Annotated in this window: 16 protein-coding genes and 1 tRNA gene; 6 read left to right on the top strand and 11 right to left on the bottom strand. The window is 69.8% G+C overall.

Going from position 1 to position 21,234, the window contains the following annotated elements; translation table 11 throughout:
• Nucleotides 1–5 precede the first annotated feature (5 nt).
• Together ACYVJS_RS10025 and ACYVJS_RS10020 are read right to left on the bottom strand one after the other, a co-directional pair.
• On the bottom strand, nt 6–4,541 hold the full coding sequence (locus ACYVJS_RS10025) for a discoidin domain-containing protein (protein ID WP_460739794.1): 4,536 nt from the start codon (nt 4,539–4,541) through the stop codon (nt 6–8).
• 141 nt (nt 4,542–4,682) lie between these two features.
• Nucleotides 4,683–5,984 carry an ABC transporter substrate-binding protein gene (locus tag ACYVJS_RS10020; RefSeq protein ID WP_460739793.1) on the bottom strand — a complete coding sequence of 434 codons (1,302 nt, stop codon included), beginning with the start codon at nt 5,982–5,984 and terminating at the stop codon, nt 4,683–4,685.
• A 292-nt stretch (nt 5,985–6,276) separates the two neighbouring features.
• Between ACYVJS_RS10020 and ACYVJS_RS10015 the strand changes: the two genes are divergently transcribed.
• Nucleotides 6,277–7,566, top strand: coding sequence for an MFS transporter (locus ACYVJS_RS10015; RefSeq protein WP_460739792.1), 1,290 nt, complete (start codon nt 6,277–6,279; stop codon nt 7,564–7,566).
• A gap of 18 nt (nt 7,567–7,584) precedes the next feature.
• On the opposite strand, the gene ACYVJS_RS10010 is transcribed toward ACYVJS_RS10015, so the two are convergent.
• Both ACYVJS_RS10010 and ACYVJS_RS10005 read right to left on the bottom strand, forming a co-directional pair.
• Nucleotides 7,585–7,854, bottom strand: coding sequence for a hypothetical protein (locus ACYVJS_RS10010; protein ID WP_460739791.1), 270 nt, complete (start codon nt 7,852–7,854; stop codon nt 7,585–7,587).
• A 60-nt stretch (nt 7,855–7,914) separates the two neighbouring features.
• Nucleotides 7,915–8,006, bottom strand: a tRNA-Ser gene (locus tag ACYVJS_RS10005).
• A gap of 117 nt (nt 8,007–8,123) precedes the next feature.
• Here ACYVJS_RS10005 and ACYVJS_RS10000 point away from each other — a divergent pair.
• On the top strand, nt 8,124–8,765 hold the full coding sequence (locus ACYVJS_RS10000) for a YoaK family protein (protein WP_460739790.1): 642 nt from the start codon (nt 8,124–8,126) through the stop codon (nt 8,763–8,765).
• A 16-nt stretch (nt 8,766–8,781) separates the two neighbouring features.
• The gene (locus ACYVJS_RS09995) at nt 8,782–9,240 is read left to right on the top strand and encodes a GNAT family N-acetyltransferase (protein ID WP_460739789.1); all 459 of its coding nucleotides are present in this window, start codon (nt 8,782–8,784) and stop codon (nt 9,238–9,240) included.
• Between the two features lie 3 nt (nt 9,241–9,243).
• On the opposite strand, the gene ACYVJS_RS09990 is transcribed toward ACYVJS_RS09995, so the two are convergent.
• The 7 genes from ACYVJS_RS09990 to ACYVJS_RS09960 form a co-directional block, all read right to left on the bottom strand.
• Nucleotides 9,244–10,518 (bottom strand): LCP family protein, encoded by a 1,275-nt coding sequence (locus ACYVJS_RS09990; RefSeq protein WP_460739788.1) that lies wholly within the window; start codon nt 10,516–10,518, stop codon nt 9,244–9,246.
• A complete protein-coding gene (locus ACYVJS_RS09985; protein ID WP_460739787.1) occupies nt 10,518–11,783 on the bottom strand; it encodes an LCP family protein in 1,266 nt (421 codons plus the stop codon). The genes ACYVJS_RS09990 and ACYVJS_RS09985 overlap by 1 nt, the downstream gene beginning before the upstream one ends.
• Before the next feature lie 120 nt (nt 11,784–11,903).
• Nucleotides 11,904–12,821 carry a sensor histidine kinase gene (locus ACYVJS_RS09980; protein WP_460739786.1) on the bottom strand — a complete coding sequence of 306 codons (918 nt, stop codon included), beginning with the start codon at nt 12,819–12,821 and terminating at the stop codon, nt 11,904–11,906.
• The gene (locus tag ACYVJS_RS09975) at nt 12,818–13,537 is read right to left on the bottom strand and encodes a response regulator transcription factor (protein WP_460739785.1); all 720 of its coding nucleotides are present in this window, start codon (nt 13,535–13,537) and stop codon (nt 12,818–12,820) included. Before ACYVJS_RS09975 ends, ACYVJS_RS09980 begins: the two co-directional genes overlap by 4 nt.
• Nucleotides 13,534–13,800 (bottom strand): DUF4190 domain-containing protein, encoded by a 267-nt coding sequence (locus ACYVJS_RS09970; protein ID WP_460739784.1) that lies wholly within the window; start codon nt 13,798–13,800, stop codon nt 13,534–13,536. Before ACYVJS_RS09970 ends, ACYVJS_RS09975 begins: the two co-directional genes overlap by 4 nt.
• Nucleotides 13,801–13,805: 5 nt before the next feature.
• Nucleotides 13,806–14,309 carry a DUF3060 domain-containing protein gene (locus ACYVJS_RS09965; RefSeq protein ID WP_460739783.1) on the bottom strand — a complete coding sequence of 168 codons (504 nt, stop codon included), beginning with the start codon at nt 14,307–14,309 and terminating at the stop codon, nt 13,806–13,808.
• A 12-nt stretch (nt 14,310–14,321) separates the two neighbouring features.
• The gene (locus ACYVJS_RS09960) at nt 14,322–15,500 is read right to left on the bottom strand and encodes an OmpA family protein (RefSeq protein WP_460739782.1); all 1,179 of its coding nucleotides are present in this window, start codon (nt 15,498–15,500) and stop codon (nt 14,322–14,324) included.
• A gap of 154 nt (nt 15,501–15,654) precedes the next feature.
• Between ACYVJS_RS09960 and ACYVJS_RS09955 the strand changes: the two genes are divergently transcribed.
• From ACYVJS_RS09955 to ACYVJS_RS09945, 3 genes are all read left to right on the top strand, one after another.
• Nucleotides 15,655–16,371, top strand: a complete 717-nt coding sequence (locus ACYVJS_RS09955) for an ABC transporter ATP-binding protein (RefSeq protein ID WP_460739781.1) — start codon at nt 15,655–15,657, stop codon at nt 16,369–16,371.
• Nucleotides 16,368–17,735 carry an FtsX-like permease family protein gene (locus ACYVJS_RS09950; protein ID WP_460739780.1) on the top strand — a complete coding sequence of 456 codons (1,368 nt, stop codon included), beginning with the start codon at nt 16,368–16,370 and terminating at the stop codon, nt 17,733–17,735. Before ACYVJS_RS09955 ends, ACYVJS_RS09950 begins: the two co-directional genes overlap by 4 nt.
• A 97-nt stretch (nt 17,736–17,832) precedes the next feature.
• On the top strand, nt 17,833–21,105 hold the full coding sequence (locus tag ACYVJS_RS09945) for a glycoside hydrolase family 9 protein (protein WP_460739779.1): 3,273 nt from the start codon (nt 17,833–17,835) through the stop codon (nt 21,103–21,105).
• Nucleotides 21,106–21,234: the final 129 nt, after the last annotated feature.

The raw sequence follows: 21,234 nt of genomic DNA, 5'->3' as shown, positions 1-21,234 counted from the left end.
TGACGTCAGTCGCCCGTGCGGCGCCGGCGTCGATCGAGCACGAGCGCACCGCCCAGGGTCAGCATGAGCAGCCCCGCCGCCGCGAACCACGGCACCCAGGCGAGGTCGGCGCCCGTGCTCGGCAGCGCTCCGTCGGCCGGGTTCTGCGCATCAGTGCCACCACCGACCGAGGCATCGATCCGCACCTCCGTCGAGGCGATGTCGACGCCGTCACGCATCACGACGATCGTGTGCGCCCCACCGGCGACGTCGGCGGGGATGTCCGCGGTGAGCGTGAACGCTCCGGCTGCATCCGCCGTGACGGTGCCGAGGTCCCGCGGGCTCGAGCGCAGCTGCACGAGGTACTCCGCGCCGGGTGTGAACTGCGCGCCCGTCACCGTCACGTTCCCTCCGGCCCGCAGGCCACCCGAGGCGGTCACGGTCGGCGTCCGGTCCGACTGCTCGACGACCTCCACCGAGACCGGCGTGGTCGCGGGCGACCAACCGGCCTCGTTCTGCGCACGGACCGACACGGAGTAGATCCCCGCAGCGAGCCCGTCGACACGCGCGGTCAGCACGTCGCCGCCGACGACGCTCACCCGGTCGCCGATCGTGAGCTCGTACGCCGAGACCGCAGCCCCGCCGTCATCCTCCGGCGCCAGCCACGTCGCGATGACCGCGGCGCCTTCGGCAGCCGCCGTCAGCGAGGCGGGCGCCGAAGGCACCGTGACCTCGGGCTCCTGACCGATCTCGACGAGGCCGTCCAGCGCGGCGCGCAGCGCCTCGGCTCGCTGGTCGATCGCCGACTGTCCGATCCCGCTCGTGCGCAGCGCCTCCTTGGCCGCCTCCAGCGCGGGCAGCACCGGACGCCAGCTCTCAGGGGTGTAGACGGTGCTGTCGAGCGCGTTGCCGCGGTCGACGAGCTCCTGCAGCGCGGCCGTGTCGACGGCGACATTGACCGAGCACCAGTTGATCTCGTCGCCCTTCGCGTGCGTGAGAAGCACCCGCGTGGAGCCTGACTCGCCCGCACGCAGATCGAAGGCGACCGACCCGTCCGCACCGATGCGCGGCGCACCCTCGACGCGGGCGACGGCCGCATCCACCGGGTAGGCGGTGAAGACGTCATCGGCGTCGAGCGGGGCGATGGATGCGGTCACGGCGGCGATGTCGCCATGGGCCGCGCTGACGTCGGGCGAGGTGCACGAGAAGTTGTAACCGCCGTACAGCTCGAACTCGAACAGCGAGATCCCGTACTTCGTCACCGGGAGGCCGGCGACCCTCACGTACCGCACCTCGGCGTCGGCGAAGTCGACCGTGTTCTTCAGTTCCGCGGACGACTTCTGCACCCGCGCGAGCTCCTGCCAGGTCTGGCCGTCGAGCGAGCCCTCCAGCCGGAAGTCGTTGGAGGTCGCCGACTCCCACGTCAGCACCGCCTGGTTGACGGTGCGGGGCGCCTCCAGGTCGACCTGCAGCCAGCGCTCCGTCTTGTAGGGAGCGTCTTCCCGGCGGGACGCCCAGCGGGTCGTCCCGATGCCGTCCGTGGCGAAGCGGGGCTCGAGGGTCGCGTTGTACGAGGACTCGGCGGTCGTGGGACGGCCGAGCGCGAGGTTCTCCCGCCCGACGGGCGTCGTGGGTGCCGTGGCGATCGCGTCGCCCTCGAACACCTCCATCTCCCAGATCGAGACGCCGTACTGCGTCGTGCTGCGCTGGACGGACTGCATGCGCACATAGCGGGCGTTCTCCTGCACCGCGATCACGTCGAGTCCGCCGTCGCTGCCGCCCGTGGGGGTGACGTACGCATCGCGCCAGGTGTTCTGATCGTCGGAGACCTGGATGCGGTACTGCTTGGCGTACGAGGCCTCCCACCACAATCGGACAGTGCCGATCGGCTGCACAGAGCCGAGGTCCACCTGGGTCCAGGCCGTGTCGGAGAGGTTGGCGCTCCAGCGACTGGCCATGTTGCCGTCGGTGATGCTGCCGGCCGCGGAACCGCCCGACGCCGTCACCGATCGACCGAGCGCGAGATTGCGACTGGCCTCGACCGACATCTCGGCGATCGAGTAGCCGCTCTTCCCGGCGCTCTCGAGGAGCAGTACACGCAGGAAGGTCGCCGCCGTGGGCGGGAACTCGAGCGTCTCGGTGCCTCCATCCGCATTCTGCACGAACCGCAGATCGCTCCAGTTGGCACCGTCCTGCGACGTCTGCACGAGGTATCGCGTGGCAGCATCGGCGCCCCACTCGAGGGTCAGCCCGGTCACGAACGCGCCGGCACCGAGATCCTTGGCGACCCATTGCACCCCGCCTTCGGAGGATGCCCACGAGGTGGCGGCGTCGCCGTCGCCCGCGAGTGCGGCACCGTGCCCCTCGGCCGAGTTGCTTGCCGAGTAGGCCGACGCCTGAGCTCCGTCGGTCGGCGTCAAGGACGCCGTGACGGTCTTACCCAGGTTCGGCCCCGACCCCAGAGCGAAGGTTCCGGCGTGCAGCGCGTCCGCCCCTCGAAGAGTGACGGCGACGACGAGCCCGGGCTTGTCGGGGTTCGCGATGCTGACGACGGGCTCCGCACCCGACTCGTCGAGGATGACGATGGCGGGCTGATTGACCTCGAGCGTACGTCCGTCGCCGAGATCGAGGGCGCCGGCCTGGAAGAACGTCGCCATCGTGCGCTGAAGACCCGCGTGTCGCACGGCCTGCACGTTTGCGTCGTTCTGCAGGATGCGTACCGCCGGAGCGGCGGCGTAGCGCTCGACCTCGGCCGGGGATGCGGCGGGCAGCACGATGTACTCGTAGCCCGCATCCGTCGGCTTCGTGCCGTGGTCGAAGTACAGGGTGAAGGCGTCGCGACTCACCGCATCCTCGTCGACCCAGCTGCCGGTCTGCGTCTTGTTCGAGACGGTGACCGGCTGATCGGACGGGAACACGTAGCCGACTTCGTCGTTGTACGCCCACGAAGGATCGTCGACCACGACACCGTCCGCACCGTCGGCGACGGACTTGCCGTCCACCGTGGCGTTGTCCTTGGCGGCGGCCTGGTTGACGACGCTGTGCACGGCAGCATCCGCCGTCGAACCGATGCCCGTGCCCAGCGCCACCATCTCATCGTCGAAGAGGAAGGTGCTCTTCAGACCCTTCGTCTTCGCGCGGTCGAGCGTGTACACGTTCGCGCCGTACCGGCCGTCCGAGACGCCGCCCGTGAAGCTGCCGCCGTTGCCGACGCGGCCGTTCGTTCCTCGCGTCTGCTCCTTCACGTAGGGAGCCGTGACGCCCGGGTAGTGGAACCAGTCGAAGGCGGGACCGAGGTCGAGGTACTCACGGTTGTTCACCTGGATGGCGGTGGCCGAAGCCGAGTTCCAGAAGACCTCGTTGCCGACCTCGGGACGGAACGTGGAGCGATACTCCGCACCGACGGTGCGGCTGGAGTTGAGACGGGTGAAGATCCCGTACTCGTCGCGGATGTGGGACGAGAACTCGGAACGCCAGAAGTACTTGTCGCCCGTGATGCCACTACCGGCGGCCTTACCGCGGATGTTGTCGGCGAGCGCACGGTACTGCGTGGCGTAAAGCGCGTCGGTGCGCGCCATCTCGTCGAGCGGTTCGAGGAACTCGGAGGCGTAGCTCGTGACGCCGTCGATCGTCTTGGGCGGTCGGTAGCCGAGGTAGAGCATCCCCACCTCGCCGCGGATCATCCACCGTGTGCCGTTGATGATGTAGAACGCGATGTCGTCGAGCTGCGCGCGCGTGAAGCCGAGACTGGTCCCCCGCGCCGCATCCGCCCACAGCGCGACGTTGGTGAACAGCGCCATGCCGTAGCCCTCGCTGTAGAGCTGCGCCTCGTGGGCCCAGAAGCTGGCATCGGGCTGCACGGCCTCGTTGACGTTCCCGGAGTTGTCCACGGCGACCGTCGCGGCCATCGTGTCGAAGCCGGAAGCGATGTTCTCGAAGTTGCGCGAGGCGACCGCCTCGAACAGGTAGTTCGTCGTGCGCCAGGCGCCGTTGGCACCGACCGGGTCGAGCTTCCCGGTGTTGTGCTTCAGGCTGGCGGCGAAGGCCTCGTCGCTGAGCACTCCTCCAAGGAAGATCGAGATGCGGCCCATCGCCATGGACTCGCCGATCTCGGTCTCCCACCAGTTCTGGTTGCCGGGGTCGACCGCATCCCAGTAGGTCAGGGCGCGGTCGACCGCGGCGACCAGGGCGGGATCTTCGAAGCCCTTCGCATCGGCGTCACGGTACGCGTAAGCCATCGCGAGCATCCGGTAGAGCGCGATGTAGGCGGACCACGTCGCCCCGTTGGCCGAGCTCGTCCGGTCGGCGTAGTCCACGTCCGACCAGGAGCCGTCGGGATTCTGGGAGGCGGCGTACTCCTGCGCTTCCGAGACCCGCGCCAGGTAGATGCCGTTGGCGATGATGATCTCGTCGCCCTGCGCCAGGTAGTACTCCTGCAGACGCGACACGATCGTGTTCACGTCCTCGTCGGGGGTTGCTGCCGTCGCGGGCACGGCGGCGAGCCCGGTGAAGGCGAGCACCAGGGCGACGACGAGAGCCAGCGAGGCCCTGATTCTTCTCATGACGGGCTCCTTCGGCCGGTTGAGAGATGCGCGCACGCGTGCGCGAAGAGAGGATGCGGGCAAGAGGCCCGACGCGTCGTACGTCGACGCGGACGAGAGAAGGAGGGCCGGGGAGCATCACGCTCCCCGGCCCTCGTGTGATCAGCCCTGGGCTGCGAGCGAGTCGATCTTGTCGGCGGCGCTCTTCATCTGCTCGGCGAGATCGCCCTGGCCGGACTGCACCGCGGCGCCCCAGGTATCGCGGAAGGTCTGCCAGATCTCCGTCGCGTTGGCGATGTTCGGCACGTCGACCGTCAGCGGGACCGCCTGGGCGAAGGTCGCCAGCAGCGGGTTCGCCGCGAGGTAGTCCCCCGCGACCTCCGTGAGGTCGGTGCGGATCGGGAACTGACCGGTGGTCTCGAGCAGAGCCAGATCGTTGTCGGCATCCATCGAGAACTTCGCGAAGTCCCAGGCGGTCTGCTTGTTCTGGCACGAGGTGTACAGGCCGACGTTCTTCGAGTCGCCGAACGTGTAGGTCTCCTCGAGCGTCTTGCCGTCGGCGGTCGGCAGCGGCACGACGCCGTACTCCACCTTGCCGTCGAACTGCGCCGCACCCCAGGGGCCGGCGATACCCATGGCGGCGACACCGTCGGCGAACGGGCCGGCCCACGCGTCACCGCTGTACGCCTCGGCCGATGAATAGCCGTCGGCGTAGAGCGTCTTCCAGAACTCGAGCGTCTGCAGGCCCGCATCGCTCGTGAACGTCGCCGCGCCGTCGGCGACCAGCTGCGTGCCGTCGGAGTTGGCCAGGTAGAACGGGTAGAAGTCGAACAGGGCGTTCGTGTAGTCACCGGATGCCGGCGGGTACAGCGCGTAGTCGGCGGCGCCCGCATCCTTGATCGCTTTGGCGGCGGCGAGCACATCGTCGTAGGTCGACAGCTTCGGAGCCTCGGCGTCGAGGCCGGCCGCGGCGAACGCCGTCTTGTTGTAGTAGAGCATGAAGGGGTTGGCCTTCCACGGCACCTGGTACAGGTCGCCGTCGGGCGAGCGGAAGCCGTCCGCCGCGTCGCCCGAGCGCTCGGTGATGAACGACTCGCCGTCGTCGAACGTCTTCGAGATGTTGACGAGGCCGCCCTGCTTCTGGAACGAGGGCACTGCGGCGGGCGCCGTGTTGTAGACGAGGCAGGCGGTGTTGCCCGCGGTGATCGCCGCCGAGATCGCATCCTCGGACGACTTTCCTGCCGGAATCGCCTCAGCCGTCACCTGCTCGTCCGGGTGCTCGGCGTTCCACGCCTCGACGACGGCCTTGCCCCAGGCGATCTCCTGCTCGTTCGTCGAGTACCAGATCGTGATCGGGCCGGAGGTGAGCTCTGTGCTCGCTGCCTCGCCGCCTCCTGAGCTGCACGCTGCCAGCGGAACGGCAACGGCGACGAGGGCGACAGCAGCGCTGATGGAACGCTTCATTGCGCGGACTCCTTCTCGCAATGCTGCCCACGCCAGCCATTGCGTATCTGTGATTCGGACCTTCGGAGAGCGTCCGTGCGCACGGGTCGCGCGCGGTCGCACTGATCCACGCCCGCGGGTGGCGCTCTCAGTCGTCTCGTCGAGTGGTTGCAGCCTTAGTAAACCGGTTCTTGCGCATAGCGTCAATAGTCAAAGTCGTCCTCCTTGACGCGTTACTAAATCGGTATATCTCCGACTTGCGCCTCACGAATGACCCAGAGCCGAGGGAGAGTCATGCCGCCTTGCGGGCCTGGTGGCGCGCAACGCGGTTGCGATTGCCGCAGGTCTCGGGCGCAACTTCGGTCGCTTCTGGCTGGCGCAAGGCGCTTCATCGGTCGGCGCGCAGATCAGCGAGCTCGCGGTTCCGATGCTGGCGGTGCTCGTGCTCCACGCCTCCGCCGGTGAAGCGGGGCTCCTCGGAGCGGCACGCTGGTTGCCGTTCCTGCTGCTCGCACTGCCGCTCGGGGTGCTCGTCGATCGCTCCCGGCGCCGCCGCATCCTGATCTCCTCGGACCTCGCCCGCGCGGCGGTGACCGCGGTGATCGTCGCGCTCGCTCTCGCGGGCGCGCTGACCCTGCCCGTCCTCGTCCTTCTCGTCGGGGTGCTCGGCGCCTTCACCGTCGCCTTCGAAGTGGCCTCTCAGTCGTTCCTGCCGACGGTCGCCGGGCGCGACCAGCTCGAGCGGGCGAACGGCAGGCTCCAGGCGACAGTCGCCGCAACCGAGATCGGCGGTCCCGGGCTGGCAGGATTACTGATCCAAGCCCTCTCGGCCGCCTGGGCGCTCGCGGTGCACGCCGTTTCGTACGTCGTCTCCGCGGCCGCTCTTCTCCGCATCCGCACACCCGAGGCCATCCCCGCGTCGTCCGGCCGCAGCGCGATGGCGGACCTGCGCGAGGGCCTCGCGTTCGTCCGCCGCGACAGGTATCTCGTCGCCCTGCTCGGCTTCGCTGCGATCTACAACCTGTTCGCGCAGTGGATCATGGTGCTCTTCACGCTGCACGCGATGCGAGAGCTCGGGCTGGAGGCCGGCCACCTCGGCGTGGTGTTCGGACTCGGCGCGATCGGAGCCGTCATCGGCGCCACCGCCGCGCCGGCGAGTGTGGCACAGTTCGAGGCGGGCGCCGTACTGGCGGCGTGCGCTGCCGCCGAGAGCATCGTCCTCGCTCCACTTCCGCTGCTCCCCGGCGCGTGGGGCGGGACGGCACTCGTCGCGGCCCTCGTGATCGTGTTCGCCGTCAACGGAGCGGGGACGTCGCTGTCGAGCGTGGTGGCCGTGACGCTGCGTCAGCTACGCACACCCGACCACCTGCTGGGTCGCGTCAACGCGACCATGCGGTGGATCTCGTATGGCGTCGTGACCGTGGGCGCGGCCGCCGGCGGCGCGGTGGGCGAGATCATCGGCACCCGACGGGGCATGGCGATCGGCTGCGCGGGGGTGCTGTTGACGGTGGTGTGGGTGGGTGCGTCACCGCTTCGCCGCATCCGGGGTCCTCGGTCGCTCGCACGCGAGTTCGTCGAGGCGGAAGAGCCTGCGGTTGGTTGACTCAGCGAGGAGGGTGAATCACCAGATGGTGCCGCCGCCGACGGAGATGCCACCCCACGTGAGCAGGATGAAGATGATCGCGAACACGACGGGCGCGATGCCCTGTCCGCTGCGAGAGAGCCCCTTGAGCAGGCCGATCACCGTGAACACGGCCGCGACGATCGACAGACCGCCCCCGAGGATGAGACCGATGAACAGCGGGATGGGCATGAGCACGAGACCCGCGAGGCCGAACCAGAATCCGGCCCAGGCGCTCGGGTTGCGGCGACGTTCGACGGTGTAGGACACGTCCCCATTATGTGGGGCGCAGAGTCACAGAACACAAAAGCCCCGGAATACCGGGGCTCATGGCGGAGACGGAGGGATTTGAACCCTCGGTCCCCTTACGGGGACTCCACCTTAGCAGGGTGGTGCACTAGGCCTGACTATGCGACGTCTCCAGTGGCGGCTTGCGCCGAACACACCCTTCCATCATAACGGGTCGGTTCGCTCGCATCGAACAGGTCCCGGATACTCGATAGCGGATGCGGTGCGCACCGCATCCGGAAGGGCATGCGGTGGACCCGAAACACCTGGGAGCCTCGACGGCGCTCGCTCTGCTCGCAGGCTACGTCGACGGCTTCGCGTTCGTCACTCTGGGCGGCTTCTTCGTCTCATTCATGAGCGGCAACACGACGCAGGCATCCGCGGAGCTGACCGGCGGCCACTGGGGCGCCGCCGGCTACGCGGGCCTGCTCGTGCTGAGCTTCGTCGTCGGGGGCGCGAGCGGCACCGCCCTGTCGATCAGAACTGGCAGCCGCGGCGTGATGACCCTGGTCGCCGCGGCACTCCTGATCGCCGCGGCGATCACCGCGGCAGGATGGCCAGGGATCGCGGGGCCAGTGCTGGCGGCGGCCATGGGCGCGACGAACGCCGTCTTCTCGCACGACGGCGCCGCACCCTTCGGCATCACCTACATGACCGGACAGCTCATGAAGCTGGCCGAGGCGATCGTCGCGGCCTTCCGCGGTGGCGACCGACGCACGTGGCGCCGCCATCTCGCTCTGTGGCTCGCGATCGCGATCGGCGCGATCGGAGGCGCCGCCGCAGCGCGTCTGGTCGGCGCCGTCGCGCTCTGGCTTCCTGCGGTCGCCGCCACCGCCACGGCGGCCGTCCTGATCCTGTACCGACGAGCCCCGTCAGCGAGGTCGAACCGATGAGGAGGACGATCAGACCATGATCGGATTCCGACCGGCAGAACCGACGGATGCCGCGAGCATGGCCGAGGTGCAGAACGCCATCCACCGCGCCGGCCTTCGCGCCAATCCGGTCGACGTCGCCTTCGTTCGGGACCGCTACCTCAGCCCCGAGCACCGCATCGCCTGCACGGTCGCCGTAGAAGACGAGCGCATCCTCGGGTTCCAGTCACTCAAGCGGGCATGGCCGGGCAACCCGTACGACGTTCCGGAGGGCTGGGGCATCATCGGCACGCACATCCACCCCGAGGCCGGCCGTCGAGGCATCGGGCGGAGCCTGTTCGCGGTGTCGCTGGCGGCAGCGAGGTCAGCGGGTGTGCGTCACATCGACGCGAGCATCGGCACAGACAACGCCCCTGCCCTCGCGTACTACTCCGCCATGGGCTTCTCGCCATACCGGGAGGGCGCGGACGTCATCCCGCATCGCTTCGACCTCTGAGGTCTACTTCTGCGGAACCGTGCAGGTCACCTGGCTGGCGTTCTGCCCCGAGATCGACGACGGCAGCTCGACGGCCGTGTCGGACGGGAGCGCCTCGCCACCCTCCGTGCCCGCGGGTGCAGGAGGAGTCGCGCTCGGGTCGGGAGCAGCCGTGTCGGGCACCTCACCGGTCACCTCGACGCCGAACCCGCCGCTGGCCTCCCCCGTGAGCTGCAGCGGCCGGTTCTCGCGCAGTGCGGCAAACAACGCGTCTGCAGCGCCGGAGATCGGCACGAGACCACTGCCGGAGTATGCCGCGGGGTACTGCACGAAGACGATGTCCTCGAACGGGACGTCCTTCAACGCCATTGCGATCTGTGCCATGCGCGTCGGATTGGCGAGCTGCTTATCGAGAACGAGCTGCTTCTCGCGCACCTGCGTCATAGCGACGTTCGCGAAGTTCAGCAGCTTGCCCGCATCCCCGAAGACGGCGTCACCCTTCAGCTTGCGCACGAGCGACGACATGAACTGCTGCTGGTTTGAGATGCGGCCGAGGTCCGAACCGTCGCCGATGCCGTGACGGATACGCAGGAACTGCAGCGCCTGCTGGCCCTGCAACGTGTGCGTCCCCGCCGAAAGGGCCAGGCCCGTGTGGCGGTCCGAGATGTCACCCTGCACACAGACATCGACTCCGCCGACGGCGTCGGAGAGGTTGATCACACCGGTCCATCGGATGGCGGCCGCGAACTGGATGTCCTCGCCGGTGAGCTCCTCGACGGTCCGCACGGTGCACGGGAGCCCGCCGTACATGTACGACGCGTTGATCCGGTCGGTTCCCCCACCCACCGTGTTGCCGTCGGCATCCTGGCACTCGGCGATCGGCACGAAGGTGTCGCGCGGGATGGACACGACCGTCACCCGGCGCGGCGCATCGCTGATGTGGACGAGCATCGTCACGTCGTTGCGCTCGCCACCGTCATCGTCGATTCCGCACCGCGGGAACAGGGCGAGGTCCTGCCCCTCGCACGAGTCGGTGCCCACGAGCAGCAGGTTCACCCCGCCTTCGATCTCGCCGAGGCCGGGAGGCAGAGCGGGGTCGCCGTCATTACCGATGTCGACGGCGTTGTCCTGGATGGTGGCGGCCGCATCCCACAGGTGGAAACCGACGATCCCGGCGGCGGAGGCGATGCCGACGACCAGGGCGACGGCCGCGATCGACAGCGCCTGCATCAGCGGATGCGGAGACCGCAACCGGCCGTGCCGGGCCACCGGAGCGCTGTGGCTGCGCCGTTTCGGCATCAGCGCAGGTTTCCGTTCGAGCACGTCTCCTCGGCGGCGGTCTGCCCCGCGATGGAGGACGGCAGCGCGACGCTGTCGGTGGGGGCGGTGGGCTGCGCGACGTCGGCGGACTGCGTCGGCGCGGGCGTCGTCGGATCGGTGGGAGCCTCGGAGGGTTCGGCCACGATCGTGCCGTCACCCTGACTCGTCGAGCCCGTCAGCACGAGCTGCTGATTCGCGTCGATCGCATCGAACAGAGCCTCGGCGGCGCTCTTGTTGGGCACGACCCGGTTGGCGTCGTCCGGGTCGGTGAGCGTCGGGTACTGCACGAAGACGATGTCGTCGAACGGCACCTCCTTGACGGCGAGCGCGATCTGCACGAGCGTCATCGGGTTCGTGAGGCTCTCACTGGGGGTGACGTTCTCGACTCCGACCGTGGCCAGCTTGTACAGCGTGGCGGGATCGCTGAGAACGCCCTCGCCGACGAGCTTGCGCGCAAGACGCGACATGTACTGCTGCTGGTTCGAGATGCGGCCGAGGTCGCCGCCGTTTCCGACGCCGTGCCGCGTGCGCAAGAACTGGAGGGCCTCGAGACCCTGCACGTTGCGCATCCCGGCGGGCCAGTCGATTCCCGTATAGGAGTCCCGGATGCCGTTCGCGATACAGACGTCCACGCCGCCGATTGCGTTCGTGATCTGGATCACGCCGCCGAACGTGATGGATGCCGCAAAGGGAATGTTCTGTCCCGTGAGCTGTGAAATGGTCTTCACCGCACAGCTGAGGCCCCCGTAGGAGAAGGTCGAGTTGAGCTGCTGCTTGCTCATCGCCGAGCCCGCCGAACCATCCGGTCGCGTGCAGGAGGGGATCGGGATCATGAGATCCCGGGGGAAGGAGATCACCGTCACCCGGCGCGGGTTGTCGGAGATGTGCAGCAGCAGGTTGACGTCGTTGAGATCGCCCTCGGAGTCGGCGCCGGTGCACCGTTCGCCGAAGAGCGCGGCGTACTCGGGCTCGCACGCGTCGGTGCCTGCGAGGAAGAGGTTCACTCCGCCTTCGATCGCCCCGATGTCCGGCGGCACGGCGCTCTGGCCCTCGAGCGGGACCGCGTCCTGCGTGAGGTTGGTCGTCAGGCTCCAGACGTTGTAGCCGACGACGCCGAGACCGGCGACGAGCACCACGGCGAGCGAGACGGCGACGAGCTTGAAGAACTGTGCGACGGGATGCGGCGAGCGCAATCGGCCGTGGCGCGCCACCGTCTGGCGGCGCCCGCTTCGGGTCGGGCTCACGCGGGTCCTCTCGTATGCACAAGCTGCAGGCGCGGCGCGATCCACACGCCCTGCCCCCATAGATCAGAGCCCATCCTAGAAGCGACGACCTGAGAACGACGTGCGGATCGCCTGGGCGCCTCAGCGCGGCGCCCGTGGCAGCGCGAGGCGCACGCTCGTTCCGCGTCCGAACTGTGATCGGAGGGAGACCTCGCCGCCGTGCCGGTGCACCACCACGCGCACGAGCGAGAGACCGAGACCGGTTCCCTCGACGCCCCGAGCGTCCTGGGCGCGCCACAGCTCCTCCCACACGAAGGGGAGGTCTTCGCCCCGGATGCCCCACCCCGTGTCGGCCACTTCGATCACAACGGCATCCGTCTCTTCCGTGCCGCGCACCTCGATACGTGCGCCCTCGTCTGAGTACTTCACGGCGTTCAGCAGGAGATTGCGCACGGCGACGGCGAGGAGGTCGGGGTCGCCGGTGACGGGCGGCAGCGGCCAGGGCACGGTGGGCAGCACGGTCTCCACGCTGCGGTGTGCGCCGCGTGCGGCGAGTTCGTCACGCAGCGCGGCCACCTCTTCTTCCACGATGAGCGTCAGGTCGACGCGGGAAGCCTCGATGGGCCGGGTCTCCAGCGACGACAGGGCCCGCAGCTGCGTGACGACGCCGCTCAGCCGAGCGGCCTGCGCCGATGCGATCACCAGGTTCTCCGGCGGTGTGTGCTCCTCCGCGGCGAGCGCTGAGCGGATGGCGGTCACCGGGTTCTTGAGTTCGTGGTCGAGGCGGCGCAGGAACCGCCGATGCGCGTCGCGCTCTGCGAGGGCGCCGTCGACGCGGGCCTCGGCGAGGGCGGCGTCACGCCGTCGCATCCGCATCGGCCGCACGACAAGCGCAAGGATCAGGACACCGGACAGGAGCGCACCGGACACGACGAGCACGGTGGCCAGCGGCATCCGCAGCACGATCGAGCCGTTGCCGCCGGTGAGTGCGAGCACGACGGCGATGAGCGCGGCCAGGGCGAGAGGGGCGGCGACGAGCACCAGGCGCACGGGTTTCACGACGCACTCACCGGCGCGCAGAAGCGGTAGCCCGCGCCCGGCAGCGTCTCGATCCAGCGCGGCTGCTGGGCGTCGTCGCCCAGCGCTCGACGCAGTTCCGCGATGCGGTGATCGACGGCGCGCGTGGTGACGGCGAACTCGAAGCCCCAGAGGGTCTCGAGCAGGTGCTCCCTCGTGTGCACCTCCTCGGGGTGCGACATCAGGTACTCGAGCAGGGTGAGAGCCTTGGGCGTCAGCTCGAGCGTCGCACCGTCGCGGTGCACGCGACGGGCCACCCGGTCGAGCCGGAGCCCCGCACTGACCAGCTGCGACGACGCGGTCAGCGGCTTGCCCCCGCCCGCCGTGCGGCGCAGGACGGCACGGATGCGGGCGACGAGTTCCGGCGGGTCGAAGGGCTTGCCGAGATAGTCGTCGGCGCCTTCCTCCAACGCAGCGGTGCGCTCGAACGACGCATCCACCTTCGTGAGCATGATGACCGGGGTCCACGCATCCGCACGGCGAAGGCGCCGCACGAGCTCGCGGCCGTCCATGCGGGGCATGAGCACGTCGGAGACGACGATGTGGGGCGCGAAGGCGGCATGTGCGTCGAGGGCGCTCTGCCCGTCGGCTTCCACACGTACATCGAATCCGCTGCGTTCGAGGAACGGCGCGAGGGTGGAGGTGATCGCCTCCTCGTCGTCCACGAGCAGCACGCGGGTGCGCGCCTGGGCGCTCACGAGGCATTCACCGCCCAGATGCCGATGCCGAACGCGGCGAGGATCAGAACGGCGATCGCCGCGATCGTGAGGTAGCCGATCACGAGCCCTGCGATCGCGAAGCCCGCTCCCCCGGCATGGGTACGGCGGATGCGGGCGAGCGCGACGTGGCCGAAGATCACCGCGAACAGATTGAACCCCAGGAGTGCAAGCACGAACGACGTGATGGCGAGCCCGTCGGTGGGGCGAGTGACGGAGACGTACTGCTGCTGCGGCTGGGACATCGTGTTCATCCTCCGGTCGTGGCGCGTGCCGTGTTCGCTGCGCCGGTATCGGTCACCTCTGGGGTTCCGCTCTCCCACCGCACGTCGTTGCCGCTGCCGCCGAGTCGGGCGACGTCGACGGATGCAGCCTGCACCTGATTGGCGGCTCCGGTGATCTCGAGCGCACCGATGCGATCGGCGAGCACCACGGCACCGCTCGCGGTGACGCTCACGAGGGCGCACTCCCCCGTGATCGACACCGTCGCGCCCGCCTGCGAGACGACGACCTCCCCCGAGGCGCACGAGGTCTGCTGCGCCACGTCGGCGTAGCGCTCGCGCAGGTCGTCGGATGCGGCGGACGGCGGCGTCGAGACGCTCGACTCCTGCTCCTTCGATGCCGACGTCGCCGGCGCCGGCGTCGATGAGGGAGCGGACTCAGCGGCGGGAGCTCCCGGAGGCTCGTAGGCGACGGAGCATCCGGTCAGGAGGACGGCGAGGGCGGCGAGCGTTAGCGGCAGTGTCTTCTTCATCGTCTCGTCCGATCAGAAGGCCGGGATGAAGATCTCGACGCGGCGGTTGAGCTGGCGTCCGGCGGGGTTGTCGACGCCGTCGATCTGGTTCGCGGCGACGGGCGCGCTCTCGCCGTATCCGACCGCGGTGAGCGAGGCGGTGACACCGCGGTCCTTCAGCGCGGCGACGACGGATGCGGCGCGGCGCTCGGACAGCTCCTGGTTGTAGCCGTCGGAGCCGATCGCGTCGGTGTGCCCGCCGATCTCGGCCGTCGGCACGCCGAGCTCCGTCATCGCCTCCGCCAGCTCGTCGAGCACGCCCGCCGCATCCGCCCGGAGCTCGGAACGGTCGAAGTCGAAGAGCACGCCGTCGCTCAGGGTGATCGTGGTGCCGCAGGAGGTGAGGGGGGCGAGTGCGCCCAGCGGCGGGAAGACGCCGACCGGTGCGACGGCGGGCAGCGGGTCGACCTCGACGGGCGTGCCGTTGACCGCGCCTGTGCCGTCGCCGTCGTTGCGGATGTCGAGCCCCTTCGCGACGTACGAGCCGGAACCGTCGCCGTAGTTGTGGATCTCGACGTCGGCGTCGCGGTACAGCGCGGAGCCGTCGCCGTAGTTCCAGTGCTCGACGCCGTCGCCGGTGCGGGAGGCGGAGCCGTCGCCGTAGACCCACGTGGCGCCGCCGCTCGTGGTCACCGAGCCGGAGCCGTCGCCGTAGTTGTGGATCTCGATGCCGTCGGCGATGTAGGAGCCCGAACCGTCGCCGTAGACGTTCGCGGTCACCCCGTTGACCGTGAAGCTCCCCGAGCCGTCGCCGTAATTGTGCACCGTACCGTCGGGCCCGGTGAAGGTTCCCGAACCGTCGCCGTACAGCAGCACCGAGCCCTGCGCGCTCGCCCGCTCCGTGACGTCGCCGCACGCGGCGGGGCGCACCTCGATGCCTGGTCGCGGCGCGATCTGGCGGTCCACCTGGATCGCGAAGCCGCCGAGGGAGCTGTCGAGCAGTGACAGGTCGGGCATCGTGAACAGAGGGACCGGCGGCACTTCACCGGGCGCGTACCCCGCGACGACGGGGACGGTCGGCGTCGGCGACGGTTTCGACGTGCTCGCGGCGACGGGCCCGGACTCGGCCGGGCGGGGCTCGGCGGCGCATCCGGCGGCCAGGACGCCGACGGCCGCGACGAGGGCCAGGATGCGGGGGGCGGTGCTGCTCATGCAACGACCGTATCGAGCGGGCCCCGCCCGCCGGTCGCAGCTCCGTCGCACCTGTGTATCAATCCCGCGACACGGCCCCGATCATCCCCGAGGATGATGCGGATGCTGCCCGAGGCCGACGACATCGCCGCGGCCTCCGACGAGGCTCGAAGACATGCACGCTCCCTCACCTTCTCGTCCTGTTCTCGTCGCGCGCGGTCTCGTCAAGCGCTACGGCACGCTCACCGCCCTCGCGGGCGTCGATGTCACGATCGCGGCAGGCGAGGCCGTGGCGGTGATGGGCGCATCGGGGTCGGGGAAGACCACACTGCTGCACTGCCTCGCCGCGGTCATCGCCCCGGACGGCGGCTCCGTCCGCCTCGGCCAGGACGATCCGGTCGAGCTGGTCGGCATGGACGAGAAGGGACGCTCGGCGATTCGTCGCAGCCAGCTCGGCTTCGTGTTCCAGGAACACCTGCTGCTGCCCGAACTCACCGCCCTGGAGAACGCTGCCCTCCCCCTGCTGGTGCAGGGCGTGCCGCGGCGAGACGCAGAGCAGCACGCCGCCGGATGGCTGCACGCCCTGGGGCTGGCCGGCATGGAGGATCGCCGCATCGGCCAGCTCTCCGGCGGCCAGGCGCAGCGCGTGGCGATCGCCCGCGCCCAGGTGACGGGCGCACCGCTCGTCTTCGCCGACGAACCCACCGGCGCCCTCGACTCCGCCACCTCCGCCGACGTGATGTCGGCACTCCTGCACGCCACGGTCGGTCAGGGTCGCAGCCTCGTCGTCGTCACCCACGACGCCGACGTCGCGGCCCGGTGCCATCGCGTCGTCCGGATGCGGGACGGCCGCATCCTCGACACCGCGTCGATGAGCGAGGCGCAGCGATGAGCGCGCTCGCCTCGCAGGGCGCGGTGCGGCGCACGCTCACGCTGTCACGCTTGCTGGCCCGGCCCTCGCGGCAGTCCCGCGCGGCGATCGTGCTCCCGATCGTCGCCTTCGCGGCCACGACGACACTGCTGCTGATCGTCGCCGGCGGCACGCGCATGTTCCTCACCGATGATCGCGGCGGGGCGTTCACCGGGATGTACGGCATCCTGGCGGTGCTCGCCCTCGTGCTGCTCGCCGTTCCGCTGGCCACGCTCGGCGCCGCCGCCGCGCGACTGTCGAGCCGGAGGCGCGACGATCGCCTGGCGACACTGCGACTGCTGGGCGCCACCTCCGGCGAGGTCGCGGCCATGACGGTGATCGAAGCCGCCGCGACGGCGGCCGCCGGCGCCGTCGCCGGCGCGATCGTCTATGCCGCCGTCCTGCCGCTCGTGGGCCTGCTGCCCTTCTTCGGCGGCCCGATCGGAGCGGGCGCGGCGTGGGCCGGCTTCGACGTGCTCGCTCTCGTGCTCGTGGGGGTCGTTGCCCTCGCGACCGTGAGCGCCACGCTCGGACTGCGTCGCGTCGCACTCACGCCGCTCGGTGTGCGCCGGCGTTCCGATCCCGCACCCCGTCGGCGCACCGCGGTGGTCGTCGGTCTGGTCGGCGTCGCCGCCGTCACCCTCATCGTCCTTAATCTCTCGACGATCGGTCAGCTGGTCGGCCCCGCCGTCTCGATCGCGCTGCTGCTGGCGCTCTTCGCCGGATCCCTGGGTCTGCTCAATCTCATCGGCACCCCGATCGTCGCTGCGCGCGGTCGCGCGATGGCTCGCCGCGCCGGCGATGCGGCGCACCTGATCGCCGGGCGCGAGCTCGCCGCACACGCATCCGTCGCCTGGCGACGCGTCTCCGCGATCGCGATGGTCTCGTTCATCGCGGTGGTCGGCGGGGCGGGGATGAGCCTGGTCGCGCTGGCCGGCGACGATGCGCCCGAGACCGGCACGGTCTTCGCCGACATCCGAACAGGGGTCCTCGTCACGCTCGCGTCGGCCTTCCTGCTCCTGGCGTGCTCCGTCGGGGTCACGCAGGCCGCATCCGTGCTCGAGGATCGCGAGCTGATCGTCGGTCTCGACCGCCTCGGCGTGCCCCCCGCCGACCTCGCCCGCGCCCGCCGCATCACGGTGCTGCTCCCGCTGCGCTGGGCGGCGCTCGGCGGAGCGTTCGCGGGCGTCGCGCTGAGTCTGCCGATCATCGGCATCACCCTCGTGCTGGCCCCGACGTCGCTGCTGATCATCGCCGGGACCTTCGCCGTCGGCGTCGCGCTCGTGCTGGCCTCGCTCGCCTCGACCGAGCCTCTCGTGCGGTCGATCCGGCGTACGGCCCCGTGATCCACAGATCGTCGAAATCTTTCGATACGCGTGCATGCGTTCTGCTAAGTTCCGTGGGAGCGCTCTCTGAGAGCGCTCCCAGAGCGAAGGAGCTTGAATGCGCGCGACGACGCGGCACGTAAGACGCGACCTTGCCGTCTTGATGATCGGAGCGCTGGCGACGGCCGGCGCGGTGTCCCTGCCCACCGCCGCGAGCGCGGCGCCCACGGACTACGTGCAGAACGGCACGTTCACCTCGGGCCATGAACCGTGGTGGTCAGCAGGGGTGGATGCATTCCGCACCGACGGTGGAGTGTTCTGCGCCGACGTTCCCCCTACGGCCAACCCGTGGGACGTCCTGGTGGGGCAGAGCGACCTGCCGTTGACGGCGGGCGTCGACTACATCCTCAAGGCCGACGTGCGCGCAAGCGATCCCGCTACGCTCGTGACCCAAGTGGCTCCGAAGGTCGCGGATGCGTCGTTCAGCACCTACACGAGCCAGACCGCCTCGCTCATGGATGCGTGGCAGACGCTCAGCTACACCTTCACCGCCCGCGACTTCGGCCAGGGCACGGTCTCCGATCTGCAATTCCGCCTCGGCGCCAACAGCACCCCCACCACTTTCTGTCTCGACAACGTCTCTCTCATCGAGGAGGACTCCGTGCCGCCCGTCGACCCGGACCCCGTGGACCCGGTCATCGGCACGGACCAGCTGCTGCCGAATCCCACGTTCGACAGCGGCACGAGCCCGTGGTGGACCGCCGGCCCCGTGGCACTGTCGAACCCCGACAGCAACCTCTGCGCCACGGTCGATGATGCGACGGCCAATCTCTGGGACGTCCTCGTCGGTCACAACGACATCCCCCTGCCCGGCGACACAGCCTTCCGACTCGACTTCACCGCATCCGCCTCGGCACCGGTGACGGCATCGACCAAGGTGGGGACCTACTCGGGCGCATCGACCGAGGACTTCATCGAACGCACCTTCTCCGTCGGAGCCTCGCCGCAGACCTACTCGTACACGTTCGAGACGACATCTGCCGACACGTTCCACCTCTCGCAGGTGCAGTTCCGCGTCGGCGGCGTGCCCGCGGGCACCGTCATCTGCTTCGATGACGTGACCCTCACGGGCACGAAGTACACCTACCAGGCCGACACGGGCCCGGCGGTGAAGGTCAATCAGGTCGGCTACCTTCCGCGCGGACCGAAGCGCGCGACCGTCGTGACGGATGCGGCCGAGCCGCTCACCTGGACGCTCGAGGACGCGAACGGCGCCGCTGTCGCTACCGGCGCCACGACGCCCGCCGGGTTCGATCCGAGCGCCGGAGTCGACGTGCACACGATCGACTTCTCCGACGTCACGGCGACCGGTGACGGGATGCGGCTGCGCGTCGGCACAGAGCTGAGCCACCCGTTCCGCATCGCCGCCGACGTGTTCCAGTCGCTGCGCACCGACTCGCTGCGCTTCTTCTACACGAACCGATCCGGCATCGCGATCGACGGCGACATCGCGGGCGCCGAGTACGCGCGCCCGGCCGGGCACCTGAACGAAGGCGCGAACCAGGGCGACAGCAACGTCGGCTGCCTCGAACCGCAGACGTGGTCGGACGGGTGGACCTGTTCCGACCGTCACGACGTCACGGGCGGATGGTACGACGCGGGAGACCACGGCAAGTACGTGGTCAACGGCGGCATCGCGGTCGCCCAGCTGCTGTCGGCGTACGAGCGCTCGATCCCCGCCGGCACCGAGGCCGCTCTCGGCGACTCGACCCTGGCGGTCCCGGAGCGCGGCAACGGCACGCCCGACATCCTCGACGAGTCGCGGTGGGAGTTGGAGTTCCTCCTGAAGATGCAGGTTCCCGCGGGCGATCCGCTGGCGGGAATGGCGTGGCACAAGGTCACCGATCGCGCATGGACGGGCCTGCCGCTCATGCCGCACGACGACCCGCAGGAGCGGCTGCTGCACCGCCCGTCAACGGCCGCCACGCTGAACCTCGCCGCCACGGCCGCGCAGGCGTCGCGGCTGTTCGAGCCGTACGACGCGGCGTTCGCGGCGCGCCTGCTGGACGCGGCGCGGACGGCGTACGACGCGGCTCTCGCACACCCCGACCTGCTCGCACCCGAAGAGGATGGCGTGGGCGGCGGCACCTACGCCGATGACACCGTCACCGACGAGTTCTACTGGGCGGCGTCAGAGCTGTACCTGACGACCGGCAGCGACCGCTACCGCGACGAGGTCGAGAACAACCCCCTGCACACCGCCGATATCTTCACGGCCGGCGGGTTCTACTGGGGCGACGTGGCGGCCCTCGGGCGTATGCAGCTCGCGCGCTTCGGCACCGATCTTCCCGACATCGACGGCATCCGTCAGTCCGTCGTGGATGCGGCTGAGAAACTGATCGCCGACCAGAAGGCGCAGCCGTTCGGTCAGCCCTACGCCCCGAAGGAAGGCCTGTACGACTGGGGCTCGAACTCGGCCGTGCTGAACAACCAGGTCGTGCTGGCGACGGCGTTCGATCTGACGCACCGCCCGCGTTACGCGGATGCCGTCATCGAGGCGTACGACTACCTGTTCGGCCGCAACGTGCTGGGGCAGTCGTATGTAACCGGCTACGGCACGAACGACTCTCGCAACCAGCACAGCCGGTGGTACGCGAACGCACTCGACCCGCAGCTGCCGCATCCGCCTGTCGGCACGGTAGCCGGCGGACCGAACTCGTCGATCCAGGATCCGGTCGCGAGCGCCTGGCTCGCAGGCTGCGCACCGCAGGCGTGTTACGTCGACGACATCGGCGCGTGGTCGGTGAACGAGATCACGGTCAACTGGAACTCCGCGCTCGCGTGGGTGGCGTCCTTCGTCGCCGACCTGGGTGACGGCTTCGTCCCGGTCACTCCCGTCGCGGTCGACGACACCGCATCCGGCGCACCGGGCGAGCCGTTCGCGATCGAGCCGCTCGCGAACGACCGCGCCGGCGACGCCGACATCCCATTGGATGCCGCGACGCTGACGCTGCTGGACGGCACCGGCGACACCTTCACCCGGGCGGCCGCGGCTCCCGCGACCTCGGTGACGATCGCGGGTCAAGGGCGGTACGACCTCGACGGCGAGCGCATCGTCTTCACCCCCGAGGCTGGCTTCGTCGGCACGGCGACCCCGGTGACCTATCGCGTGGCGGACACGCGCGGCACCGAGGTGACGGCGACGTTCACACCCACGGTGCGCGCGCCCGCCGCATCCGATCCGTCGGCCGCGGTACCGGCCGCGCCGGCTCGCGGGTCCCTGCCGCAGACCGGCGTCGACACCTCGACGCTGTGGGCGGTCGGGGCGGCCGCACTCGCACTGCTGGGCGCGGGAGCGTACCTCGTGCGGCGTCGCCGCCGCGCCGCCTGAGCACATGATGAAGCCCCGGCGAGCATTCCCCGCCGGGGCTTCATCATGGACGGCGTCACCGTGCGCCCGGCGGGCTCGGCTCGACGCGTGGTTCCGGCACCCGCACGTGCCCGAACTCCTGCAGATCTG

It is taken from the genome of Microbacterium neimengense, from assembly GCF_054782995.1.
Note: the sequence above shows the minus strand (reverse complement) of the source record. Positions and strands in the feature narration are given on the sequence as shown.